This is a genomic window from Bradyrhizobium sp. 23 (genome assembly GCF_023073295.1).
In the GTDB taxonomy this organism is placed as follows: domain Bacteria; phylum Pseudomonadota; class Alphaproteobacteria; order Rhizobiales; family Xanthobacteraceae; genus Bradyrhizobium; species Bradyrhizobium canariense_D.
On sequence record NZ_JADPJF010000148.1, the window covers coordinates 396,188 to 407,054 of the forward strand.

Below are 10,867 nucleotides of genomic sequence, written 5' to 3' on the forward strand. Positions count from 1 at the left end.
CGCATGGGAGGATCCTATGAGATTTCTTATCCCTCACCCCGTTCTTACGGAGAGAGGGTGGAGTCCGGGGCTGCGTCCGCGTTGGCGGTGAAAGCTGGACTTGGAGAGACTCCCCCTCACCCGAATTTGGGCTGCGCTCAAATTCGACCTCTCCCCGCAAGCGGGGAGAGGTGACAAGATCACGCCTTGCTCAGACCCGCCGCCTTCATCGCTTCGCCCATCTGGGCGTCGCCCTTGTCCATGAAGCTTGCGAACTGGCCGGCATCGCCCCACACGGTGCCGAAGCCGCGATTGCTCATGAAGTCCTTGAACTCGGCGGAGTCGTAGACCTTCTGCAGCGCCGCGGTGAGCTTCGTTGCGATCTCCGGCGGCAGGTTCTTCGGCCCGGCGATGCCGCGCCAGGCGCCGGTCGCGTAGTCGATGCCCATCGCCTCCTTCAGCGTCGGCACGTCCTTGAAGATGGGATTGCGCGCCGGCGCCATGATAGCAAGGCTCCTGGCCTTGCCGGCCTCGATGATGGCGCGGGCTTCCGGCACCGAGCAGGTGGTGAGGTCGAGGCCGCCGGCGGCGAGGTCCTGCATCGCGGGTGCGGCGCCGTTGGACGGCACCCAGGCGACCTGGTTGGCAGGCAGGCCCATCGCCTGCATCCAGCCGACCAGCGCCAGATGCCAGATGCCGCCCTGGCCGGTGCCGGAGGCCTTGAACTTGCCGGGAGGGGCCGCCTTGATGGCTTCCGCGAGCTCCTTCACCGTCTTGTAGGGCGAGGAGGAGGAGACCTGGATGCCCGGGGGGTCTTCGTTCATCAGCGCCAGCGGGGTGTAGCTCTTCGGCGCCAGCTCGGTCAGCCCTTGCCAGTGCATCATCGAGATTTCGACGGTGAGCATGCCGATGGTGTAGCCATCAGGTTGCGCGGTCGCGATCGCGGTATGGCCGACGACGCCGGAGCCGCCGGTGCGATTGACCACGTTGAAGGGCTGGCCGAGATCCTTCTCCAGAAGCGCTGCGACAATGCGCGCGGTCGCGTCAGTGCCGCCGCCCGCGCCCCAGGGAACGATCACGGTGACGGGCCGCGCTGGATAGGCTTGCGCGCGTACGGGTGTGAGACCGAATGCGGCGGATGCCGCGACTGCGGCAGATGAAGCCGCAAAGCTGCGGCGCGTAATCTTGGACATCAATGCCTCCCAGCGGCGCCCACGACGTCGGGCGCTCTTGTCTATGGCGACATTCTAGTCGGCTTTGCAGCGCGGCTGCAAGGTAGCGCTACCAGCGCTCTGCGGGCAACGCGGCCCTCATGCGTGGAATAGTGGAAGGCGAGGCCGGGAGTCTTGCCCGCCTCGGTTGAGGACGCAAACGTCACCGCGCCCATCTGAGCAGGCTCCGCTTCAATTCCGCGAACCAGTCGTCGCAGTCGCGCTCGCATCGCGCTTCATCTTTGCGACCATGAGCGATGCAGTCACCCCCTTCACCATTGCGGTCATGGCGGCGTCGTTGTCGGCGGTCTCGGTGAAGAATGGGCGGATTGCCGAGCGGCGGCCGAATTACTCTGCCGCCTCGCTATGCCCGAGCCGGGCGTTCAGCTTGCGGATCAGCTCCTCGGCCGCGTCCGCGATCACCGTGCCCGGCGGGAAGATGGCTTCCGCGCCGGCCGCGTAGAGCGCATCGTAATCCTGTGGCGGCACCACGCCGCCGACGATGATCATGATGTCGTCGCGGCCCTGCTTCTTCAGCGCGGCCTTGAGCTCCGGCACTGCGGTGAGGTGGGCGGCGGCAAGCGAGGAGACGCCGAGGATGTGGACGTCGTTCTCGACCGCTTGGCGCGCGGCTTCGTCGGCGGTCGCGAACAGCGGCCCAATGTCGACGTCGAAGCCGATATCGGCGAAGGCCGACGCGATCACCTTCTGGCCGCGGTCGTGACCGTCCTGACCGATTTTTGCGACCAGGATGCGCGGACGGCGGCCTTCCGCCTCCTCGAAGGCGTCGATCAGCGCCTGAACCTTCTCGACCCGGTTACCCATGCTGGACGCCTCCCGCTTGTAGACGCCGGTGATGGATTTGATCTCGGCGCGGTGCCGGCCGAACACCTTCTCCATCGCGTCCGAGATCTCGCCGACGGTTGCCTTCGCGCGCGCAGCGTCGATGGCCAGCGCCAACAGATTGCCGTTGCCTTCGCCCGCCGAGCGCGTCAGCGCGGCGAGCGCGGCCTCGACGTCCTTTTGGTTGCGTTCGGACTTCAGCCGCGTCAGCTTGTCGATCTGGAGCCGGCGGACATTGGTATTGTCGACCTTGAGGATATCGATCGGAGCTTCGTCCGTCGGCTTGTATTTGTTGACGCCGATCACCGCCTGCTTGCCGGCGTCGATGCGGGCCTGGGTCTTGGCCGAGGCTTCCTCGATGCGCAGCTTCGGTACGCCGGCCTCGATCGCCTTGGCCATACCCCCGAGCTCCTCGACCTCCTGGATGTGGCCCCAGGCCTTGGCGGCGAGGTCGCGGGTGAGACGCTCGACATAATACGAGCCGCCCCAGGGATCGATGATGCGGGTGGTGCCGCTCTCGTGCTGCAGGAAGAGCTGGGTGTTGCGGGCAATGCGCGCCGAAAAGTCGGTCGGCAAAGCGAGCGCCTCGTCGAGCGCATTGGTGTGCAGCGACTGGGTGTGGCCTTGCGTCGCCGCCATCGCTTCCACAGTCGTGCGCATCACGTTGTTGAAGACGTCCTGCGCGGTCAGCGACCAGCCGGATGTCTGGCAATGCGTGCGCAGTGACAGCGAGCGCGGATCCTTCGGATTGAAAGGCTTCAGCAGCTTCGCCCAGAGCAGCCGCGCGGCGCGCATCTTGGCCACTTCCATGAAGAAGTTCATCCCGGTCGCCCAGAAGAACGACAGCCGCGGCGCGAAGCGGTCGACATCGAGGCCCGCCGCAAGGCCGGCACGAAGGTATTCGACGCCGTCGGCCAGCGTATAGGCGAGCTCGAGGTCCTGCGTCGCGCCGGCCTCTTGCATGTGATAGCCGGAGATCGAGATCGAATTGTATTTCGGCATTTTTTGCGAGGTATACGCAAAAATGTCCGAGATGATCCGCATCGAAGGCGCGGGCGGATAGATGTAGGTGTTGCGCACCATGAACTCTTTCAGAATGTCGTTCTGAATGGTCCCTGAGAGCTTCTCCGGCGGCACGCCCTGTTCCTCGGCCGCCGCAACGTAGAGCGCGAGGATCGGCAGCACCGCGCCGTTCATGGTCATGGACACGCTCATCTGGTCGAGCGGAATGCCCGCAAACAGCGTGCGCATGTCGTAGATGGAATCGATGGCGACGCCGGCCATGCCGACGTCGCCGCCGACGCGCGGATGGTCGCTGTCATAGCCGCGATGGGTGGCGAGATCGAACGCGACCGAGAGGCCCTTCTGTCCGGCCGCGAGATTGCGGCGGTAGAACGCGTTGGAATCCTCCGCGGTGGAGAAGCCGGCATATTGCCTGACGGTCCAAGGCTGGTTGACATACATGGTCGGGTAGGGGCCGCGCAGATAAGGCGCGATGCCCGGATAGGTATCGAGGAAGTCGAGCCCGGCCAGATCGGCCTCGCTATAAGCGGGCTTCACCAGAATGCCCTCGGGCGTCAGCCACGGCTCGGCGCTGCCGGTCGGGGCGCCGGCGGCGGCGCGCTCGAAGGCGACGTCGGCGAAATTGGGAATGCGGGTCATTCCTTGGGATCCTCAAACCTGCGATTGCGCTCAATCAGCTTTTGCACATTTTTCTTGTAGACGGGATCGTCCAAGCGGCTCTGAGTAATTTGGCCGGTCCCAACCCAGAGCAGCCGCGCGAACAGCTTCCCAATCTTCCATTCTGCCAGACCGAGCAACGTTTGTCCGAGCAGCTGAAACATGGCGGCGCCTCAATCATGGTCCGGATGCTGATGGCTGACGATGGTCGCCATCTTCTCCGGTCCGTAATTCTGCTGCGTGGTCTGGCTTGGAAGATTGGCGATCCCGACCACCCAGCCGAGACGGGACTCGGTGCCGAACTGCCGCGTCGGCACCACGTGGTCCGGGCGGTCGAACGCGCCGGTCATGATCTCGATCCGATCGCCGTCGATGCGGCCAAAGCTCAGCGGCGTGCCGCAGGCGGCGCAAAAGCCGCGCTCGGCGATGGAGGAGGAGCGGAAGAACGACGGCTTTCCCTTGGTCCAGGCGAAGTCCGTCTTGTTGATGTCGGCAAAAGAGGCGAACGGCGCGCCGCTGGCCTTCTGGCACATCCGGCAGTGGCAGATCGAAACCCTGTTCGGCGCCGTCATGACTCCAAAGCGCACTGCCCCGCATTGGCAGCCGCCGGTGAGAACGGGTTTGCCTGCTTCCGTCATGGCTGCTCCATCCGTCGATACGTGTCTTGCAGCGTCGCAAGCGCATCGGCACCGGCAAAGACGAAGCCGGTGACGCCGGCTGCACGCAGCGCCGCCTCGACATCGGTCGGGCGGCCTGCCAGATAGATAAGTCGGGCCCCGGCGGTTTGCAGGGCCTGCGCCGCGGCTTGGGCGTGTTCCGCATAAACCTTGTCGCTGGAACAAAGACAGGCGAGCCCGGCGCCGGAGGCCTTGAAGGCCGCAGCTAGCTGGGCCGGATCAGCGAAGCCCTCGCTGTCGACAGCCTGGATGCCGCCGGTCTCGAACAGGCTTTTGGCAAAGGTCGCGCGCGCCGTGAAATCAGCGGGCGTGCCGAGATTGGCCAAGAAGACTTTCGGCCGCGCGCCGTGTGCCTTCAAGGCCGCATCGGATTTGTCGCGCAGCGCCTCGAACGGTTCCGCAAGCCGGATCGGCGGCAGCGGGTCGAACTTGTATTTTTGCTCGCCATAGGGCGCCAGCGCGATCGGCGTCGCCTTCAGCACCGCAGTCTCGTTCTCGTGCAGGTTCGGAAACTCACTGGCGCCGGTCAGCACGTCGCGGCGTTTTGCGATGTTGGCGTCGCGGGCTTTTCGCGCAGCCGCGACCTTGCTCTGGAACAGGCCCTGCTGAAGCGCAGCGAAGGCGCCGCCGGCTCTCTCGCTCTCCTGGAAGAGCGCCCAAGCCGCGTCGCAGAGCTGGCCGGTCAGCGTCTCGATGCCGCCTGCGCCTGCCGCGGGATCGCTGACCTTGGCGAGGTTGCTCTCTTCCAGCAGCACGAGCTGAGTATTGCGCGCCACGCGCCGTGCGAATGGATCGGGCAGGCCGAGCGCCAGCGTATGCGGCAGCACGGTGACCGCGTTGGCGCCGGCAAGTCCGGCCGCAAACGTCGCCATGGTCGCGCGCAGCATGTTCACATAGGGATCGCGCTGCGTCAGGATGCGCCAAGCGGTATCGGCGGCGATGTACAGCGGTTTTGGCGTGAGCCCGCACGCCGTCTCGATACGCGCCCACAGCAGCCGCAATGCGCGGAATTTTGCCATGGTGAGGAACTGGTCTGCATCCGCGGCAAGCCGCGCATAGACCATGCCCTGCGCCTGCTCCAGAGGAACGCCCGCGCCCTCGATCGCGCGGAAATAAGCGACGCCGCAGGCGAGCGCGAAGGCGAGCTCCTGCGCCTCCGAGCCACCGGCATCGTGGATCACGCGTCCGTCGGCCGATGTAAACGGCCCCTTGAAGCCGAGCGCGGAGAGGCCCTTGACGCCGCCGGTGATGGCCGGAACGATCTCATCCCAGGTATAGGGGCTGTGGCCCCACACCGCGCAGGCCGCGAGCGGATCGAGCCCGAAGCGGATGTCGCAGGCCCCGGGATCGATGCCCTTGCTCTTCACATATTCCGCGACGTGGATCGCCGCCATCCGCGATTGCGGACCGATCTCGAGCTCGAGGCCGATGCCGGCATCGAGATGGACGTCCTTCAAGATCCTTGCGACTGCGTCGGCGGTCGGTTCCAGCCCGAAACCGTGAGCGGCATTGCCGCCGGCGAACACCAGCGCCAGACCCGTCGCGCCATTTTCGAGATCGGTCAGTGCCTGCGCATTCGCCGCACTTGCATCGGGATGGTCGATCCGCTGCATGATCCGCCAGGGCGCCGCCGCCGGCCGGCCCACCACGGGCGCAACACCTTTGGCGCGCGGATAGAGCGGATCGATCTTGAGTCCGTCATAGGTCTTGGCGACCAGCTTCTCGAACGGCGCGCCCTTTAGCACGCCATCGACCAGCTTGCGCCAGTCGTCGACGGTCGCCTTGGGAAAATCCGCCGCCAGCGGCAGGTCGTCAGTCGCGGAGGTCATGCGGCGAAGGGCTCCCGAAAATCTTGTTGTTCGCAGGCGAAATTGCCACGGCCGGCCGTCCCTGCAAACGGTTGTTTTTGGTTAACCGGTATCCGGAAGCCGCTCAATGCCTTGTGTCGAGACGCTGGCGAGACCGTCATGGACACGAATGCCTGCGATCACGCGGTCGGGCGCGATCTCGGCCAGCGGCACCAGCACAAAGGCGCGCTCGAATAGGCGCGGATGCGGCAGGGTCAGGTCAGGCTTCTGCATCGACACATCGTCATAGGCGATCATGTCGAGATCGAGCGTGCGCGGGCCCCAGCGCCGCTCTTTATCGCGCGTGCGGCCGAATTTCTGCTCGACCTTCTGCATCACGAACAGGAGCGCATGCGGATCAAGGCTGGTCTCGATCTCGATGCAGGCGTTGATGAAGGGAGCCTGGTCCTCGTCGCCCCAGGGCGGCGTCGCATAGTCCGACGAGCGCGCGATCAAAGCGGCCTGCGCCATGCCGCAGATATGGGCGATTGCCTTCTGGAAGGTCGCGCGGACATCGCCGACATTGCCGCCGAGCGCAATCAGGACGCTCGCCATGTCAGGGGTGCCGCGAGCGCGTCAGCATGACGCCGACGTCGTCGAAGATCGCGGCGATCGGCGCATGCGGCTTGTGCACGGTGATCTTGACCGCACGGATGCGCGGAAAGTGCGACAGGATGGCGTCGGCCACCGCGCCGGCCGCGCGCTCCAGTAGCTTGTAATTGGTGTTCTTGAAGGCCGCGGTGGTGGTCGCCACGACGTCGGCGTAGGACACGGTGTCGGCGAGCCGGTCGCTGCGGGAAGGCTCCGACAGGTCGGTATAGAGCTCGAGGTCGATGACAAAGCGTTGGCCGACCTCGGTCTCGTGCTCCATCACGCCGTGGCGGGCATGGATCGACAGGCCGGTTACGAAGATCGTATCGGTCATGGCTTGCTCTCGATTGCGTGCGCCACTCGCAGGGCCTGCAAGGTCTCGGCGACGTCGTGGGTGCGGATGATTTTCGCGCCGCGTTGTGCGGCGAGCAGATGTGCGGCAATCGAGCCGGCGAGCCGCTCGGTCGGCTCCGACGGCGACACCGAGGCGATGAAGCGTTTTCGCGAGGCACCAACGAGGATCGGCAGGCCGAACATGTCGAGCTCGCGAAGTCGTGCCAGTGCAATCATGCTCTGTTCTGCCGTCTTGCCGAAGCCGATGCCGGGATCGAGCACGATCTTGTCGCGGGCGATGCCGGCTTGTGCCGCGATATCCAGCGAGCGCTGGAAGAACGCCTTCATGTCCGCAATGATGTCGATGGCGGGATCGACCCTGTCGCGGTTATGCATGACGATGACAGGGACGCTCCTCGCGGCCACCAGCGGCGCCATGCCGGCGTCGCGTTGCAGGCCCCAGACGTCGTTGGCGATCGCAGCGCCCTGATCGAGCGCAAAGGCCACCACCTCGGCCTTCATGCTGTCGATCGAGACCGGCACGCCGAGCGCCACGATGTCCGATAGCACCGGCTTAAGCCGGGCCAGTTCGTCTGCCGCGGTGACCGGCCGGGCGCCCTTGTAGGGCCGGGTGGACTCGGCACCGATATCGATGATGTCGACCCCCACCTCGATCATCGCCCGCGCCCGCGCGAGTGCCTGCTCGGGCGCGATGAATTCGCCGCCGTCGGAGAATGAATCCGGGGTGACGTTGAGCACGCCCATCACCGCCGGGATCGGCCGCTCCAGTAACGTCCGCAGCACGTCAAGCCCGACTGAACCGGCCGCCGGGACGGATGGGGAGGGCGAGGCATTCATGCGGCCCGCTTTAGCGGTCGGGGAGGGGGAGTCAAGACGGGAAGGCGTGGGTTGCCAGCGTTTGGACAGGGCGTCGCACACCCTCGCTGTCATTGCCCGCGAAAGCGGGCAATCCAGTATCCAGAGACAGTGCCGCGATACGGAGGAGCCGCGGCGTACTGGATACCCCGCTTTCGCGGGGTATGACGGCAGAGTTGGGATGCATTGTTGCTCATCGGGCAAAACAATGCCGAGAGAGTAGCGCCCACCCCGTATGCGGAGAGCAGCAGTCCTAATACGAAATCTTCGGCGGCAGCTTCTTCGCCTTGGCGATGATGTCGCCGACCGACTTCTCCGAGGGCAGGATGCGGAGCAGCTTTTTCTTCTCGTTGGCGTCCCGCATGCTCTGGGCGAGCCTTGCCGGGTTACGGTAGGCGAGCTCGCGCACGGTGGTGACGCCGGCGGCGCGGACCAGACCGACCTTGGCCCTGCCCATGCCGGGGATGCGCATGTAGTCGGAGACGTTGGCCCATTCCAGCAGCAACTGCTCGCTGATGCCGGTCTTCACGGAGAGCGCCTTGCGGCCCTTCACGGTCGAAGCCGCCTCGAGCAGCGCGTCGGTGGTGCGGATACCCTGCGCCTTCAACTTGTTGGCGGCAAAGGCCGACAGGCCCTCAATCTCGGAGATCGGATATGTCATGATACTCGATGTGAAATGCGCAGGCGTCAGGCGAACTGGCTGAGGCCCGGGGTCCCCGCGATGATCTTGCCCATCTGATCCGCTCCGATTTTGTCTCGGCCGAAGCGAAAAAGTTCACGGGCGATGTTCTGAATCTCGGACATGCCAAGTCCCAGGCCCATCAGGCGCGTGCCGACCGCCATCAGGCCGCCGCCCATCAGCCGCGACAGTCCTCCGCCGGTGCCGGATGCCTCGATTGCCGCTTCTGCACCTGGAATCTGGTCGATCAGGACCTGGACGCTGTCGGAAGGACCCTCGTTGCGGAGGAAGCCCAAGATAATGCCGACGGTCTTTTCGGCGACAGCACTATCTATGCTGGCGTTTGTCGCCAGCCGCCCGATTAGCTCGTCCATATGGCCGCCCCTCAGCCGGTTCACATGCCGGAGTATTGCTTTCGAAAATGATCTTGAGCCGGTGTGGTGTGAAATACAAGCGATGAACGCCATCAACGTTCCGATTCATTCTCGAACGCGCGAGAAGTGTTGCAGTGATGCAAGAGCGGAGATGAAATCGGCAAAAAAATGCCGCGATGCGAATGCGTCCTTCCTACTTTCGGCGGATGTCCACCTGCATATTTCCGACGATGTCGCATGCCCGGAGCGCGTTGAATGGTTTCAATCAGCGCGCGACATGCGTTAAACTACGGAACTGTGCATTCGAGTTTCGATATGCGAAACAGGGCAGAGAGATCAGGGAATAATGACCGCACAGGACAGCAAGCTCGGTGATACCGACGACAAAATCTTCGTCGGTAAAGGAAACGAGCAGGCTTGGCTGACGCTGGCGTTCGCCAATCGCCACGGCCTCGTCACAGGTGCAACCGGAACCGGCAAGACGGTCTCGCTGCAGGTTATGGCGGAAGGATTTGCGCGCGCCGGTGTTCCGGTCTTCGCGGCCGACATCAAGGGCGACCTCTCGGGCATCTCCGAGGTCGGCGTGCCCGCGGATTTCATCGTCAAGCGCGCCACCGAGATGGGACTGACGTTCGAGCCCGACCAGTTCTCGACGGTGTTCTGGGACGTGTTCGGCGAGCAGGGCCACCCGGTCCGTGCGACCGTCACAGAAATGGGCCCGCTGCTGCTCGCACGTATGCTGGACCTGAACGACGTGCAGGAAGGCGTGCTCAACGTCGCCTTTCGCGTCGCCGACGACAACGGGCTGACCCTGATCGACATGAAGGATCTGCGCGCGCTGCTCGATGCCATCGTGCCCGATGCGGGCAAGAAGGGGACGGATGCCGAGGACAGTCCGCTTGCCGAGATCAAGAAGGCGGCGCAGGGTTTTGGTAATGTCACCAAGGCCACGGTCGGCACCATCCAGCGCCAGCTTCTGGTGCTCGAGAACCAGGGCGCCACCAAATTCTTCGGCGAGCCGGCGCTGACGCTGAAGGACTTCATGAAGACCGACCGCGACGGCCGCGGCATGGTCAACATCCTCGTCGCCGACAAACTGCTGCAGAGCCCACGGCTTTACGCGACATTCCTGCTGTGGATGCTGTCGGAATTGTTCGAGGAGCTGCCCGAGGCCGGTGACCTGCCCAAGCCGAAGCTGGTCTTCTTCTTCGACGAGGCGCATCTGTTGTTCAACGACGCGCCCAAGGCGCTGATGGACAAGATCGAGCAGGTGGTGCGCTTGATCCGCTCCAAAGGCGTCGGCGTTTATTTCGTGACTCAAAACCCGGTCGACGTGCCCGACCGCGTGCTCGGACAATTGGGCAACCGGGTGCAGCACGCGCTGCGCGCCTTCACCCCGCGCGACCAGAAGGCGGTCGCCGCTGCGGCCCAGACCTTCCGCCCCAACCCGAAGCTCGACACCGCCAAGGTGATCATGGAGCTCGGCAAGGGCGAGGCGCTGGTGTCCTTTCTCGAAGGCAACGGCACGCCGGCGATGGTCGAGCGGGTGATGATCCGGCCGCCATCGGCCCGGATCGGACCGATCACGCCGGAAGAGCGCAAGGCGATCATGGATGCAAGCCCGGTGAAGGGCAAATACGACACCGCCGTTGATGCAGAGTCCGCCTACGAGATCATCCAGAAGCGCATTGCCGGCACGGCGGCGACTGCCGATCCCGGCGCGGCCGGCGGCATTGGAGGCGGTGGCATCCTCGGCCAGATCGGCTCGATGGTCGGC

12 protein-coding genes are annotated in these 10,867 nt (G+C 64.7%); 2 read left to right on the forward strand and 10 right to left on the reverse strand.

Annotation, left to right across the window (positions count from 1 at the left end; translation table 11 throughout):
- Nucleotides 1-179: 179 nt before the first annotated feature.
- The 10 genes from IVB32_RS35160 to IVB32_RS35205 form a co-directional block, all read right to left on the reverse strand.
- A complete protein-coding gene (locus IVB32_RS35160; RefSeq protein ID WP_018456881.1) occupies nt 180-1,172 on the reverse strand; it encodes a tripartite tricarboxylate transporter substrate binding protein in 993 nt (330 codons plus the stop codon).
- A 366-nt stretch (nt 1,173-1,538) separates the two neighbouring features.
- Nucleotides 1,539-3,695, reverse strand: a complete 2,157-nt coding sequence (scpA, locus tag IVB32_RS35165) for a methylmalonyl-CoA mutase (RefSeq protein WP_018456879.1) — start codon at nt 3,693-3,695, stop codon at nt 1,539-1,541.
- A complete protein-coding gene (locus IVB32_RS35170) occupies nt 3,692-3,877 on the reverse strand; it encodes a hypothetical protein (RefSeq protein WP_018456878.1) in 186 nt (61 codons plus the stop codon). The genes scpA and IVB32_RS35170 overlap by 4 nt, the downstream gene beginning before the upstream one ends.
- A gap of 9 nt (nt 3,878-3,886) precedes the next feature.
- Nucleotides 3,887-4,351, reverse strand: coding sequence for a GFA family protein (locus tag IVB32_RS35175; RefSeq protein WP_007608185.1), 465 nt, complete (start codon nt 4,349-4,351; stop codon nt 3,887-3,889).
- Nucleotides 4,348-6,219 carry a methylmalonyl-CoA mutase subunit beta gene (locus IVB32_RS35180; RefSeq protein ID WP_018456876.1) on the reverse strand — a complete coding sequence of 624 codons (1,872 nt, stop codon included), beginning with the start codon at nt 6,217-6,219 and terminating at the stop codon, nt 4,348-4,350. The genes IVB32_RS35175 and IVB32_RS35180 overlap by 4 nt, the downstream gene beginning before the upstream one ends.
- A gap of 81 nt (nt 6,220-6,300) precedes the next feature.
- Nucleotides 6,301-6,792, reverse strand: coding sequence for a 2-amino-4-hydroxy-6-hydroxymethyldihydropteridine diphosphokinase (folK, locus tag IVB32_RS35185; RefSeq protein ID WP_018456875.1), 492 nt, complete (start codon nt 6,790-6,792; stop codon nt 6,301-6,303).
- A 1-nt stretch (nt 6,793) separates the two neighbouring features.
- Nucleotides 6,794-7,162, reverse strand: a complete 369-nt coding sequence (gene folB, locus IVB32_RS35190) for a dihydroneopterin aldolase (protein ID WP_018456874.1) — start codon at nt 7,160-7,162, stop codon at nt 6,794-6,796.
- A complete protein-coding gene (folP, locus tag IVB32_RS35195) occupies nt 7,159-8,019 on the reverse strand; it encodes a dihydropteroate synthase (RefSeq protein WP_026233258.1) in 861 nt (286 codons plus the stop codon). Before folP ends, folB begins: the two co-directional genes overlap by 4 nt.
- Before the next feature lie 271 nt (nt 8,020-8,290).
- A complete protein-coding gene (locus tag IVB32_RS35200) occupies nt 8,291-8,698 on the reverse strand; it encodes a DUF4332 domain-containing protein (RefSeq protein ID WP_018456872.1) in 408 nt (135 codons plus the stop codon).
- A 26-nt stretch (nt 8,699-8,724) separates the two neighbouring features.
- Entirely contained in the window at nt 8,725-9,090 is a 366-nt protein-coding gene (locus IVB32_RS35205; RefSeq protein ID WP_018456871.1) for a hypothetical protein, read from the reverse strand.
- 82 nt (nt 9,091-9,172) lie between these two features.
- Here IVB32_RS35205 and IVB32_RS35210 point away from each other — a divergent pair, with 82 nt between their 5' ends.
- Nucleotides 9,173-9,376, forward strand: a complete 204-nt coding sequence (locus IVB32_RS35210; RefSeq protein ID WP_247363435.1) for a hypothetical protein — start codon at nt 9,173-9,175, stop codon at nt 9,374-9,376.
- A gap of 60 nt (nt 9,377-9,436) precedes the next feature.
- On the forward strand, nt 9,437-10,867 hold a 1,431-nt coding region (locus IVB32_RS35215), incomplete at its 3' end, for a helicase HerA-like domain-containing protein (RefSeq protein WP_247412874.1).

Coding starts and splice junctions, on each gene's coding strand:
- folB (WP_018456874.1), bottom strand. CDS start 7,162: ATGACCGATACGATCTTCGTAACCGGCCTGTCGATCCATGCCCGCCAC.
- folP (WP_026233258.1), bottom strand. CDS start 8,019: ATGAATGCCTCGCCCTCCCCATCCGTCCCGGCGGCCGGTTCAGTCGGG.
- IVB32_RS35205 (WP_018456871.1), bottom strand. CDS start 9,090: ATGGACGAGCTAATCGGGCGGCTGGCGACAAACGCCAGCATAGATAGT.
- IVB32_RS35210 (WP_247363435.1), top strand. CDS start 9,173: ATGAACGCCATCAACGTTCCGATTCATTCTCGAACGCGCGAGAAGTGT.
- scpA (WP_018456879.1), bottom strand. CDS start 3,695: ATGACCCGCATTCCCAATTTCGCCGACGTCGCCTTCGAGCGCGCCGCC.
- IVB32_RS35175 (WP_007608185.1), bottom strand. CDS start 4,351: ATGACGGAAGCAGGCAAACCCGTTCTCACCGGCGGCTGCCAATGCGGG.
- folK (WP_018456875.1), bottom strand. CDS start 6,792: ATGGCGAGCGTCCTGATTGCGCTCGGCGGCAATGTCGGCGATGTCCGC.
- IVB32_RS35160 (WP_018456881.1), bottom strand. CDS start 1,172: ATGTCCAAGATTACGCGCCGCAGCTTTGCGGCTTCATCTGCCGCAGTC.
- IVB32_RS35200 (WP_018456872.1), bottom strand. CDS start 8,698: ATGACATATCCGATCTCCGAGATTGAGGGCCTGTCGGCCTTTGCCGCC.
- IVB32_RS35180 (WP_018456876.1), bottom strand. CDS start 6,219: ATGACCTCCGCGACTGACGACCTGCCGCTGGCGGCGGATTTTCCCAAG.
- IVB32_RS35170 (WP_018456878.1), bottom strand. CDS start 3,877: ATGTTTCAGCTGCTCGGACAAACGTTGCTCGGTCTGGCAGAATGGAAG.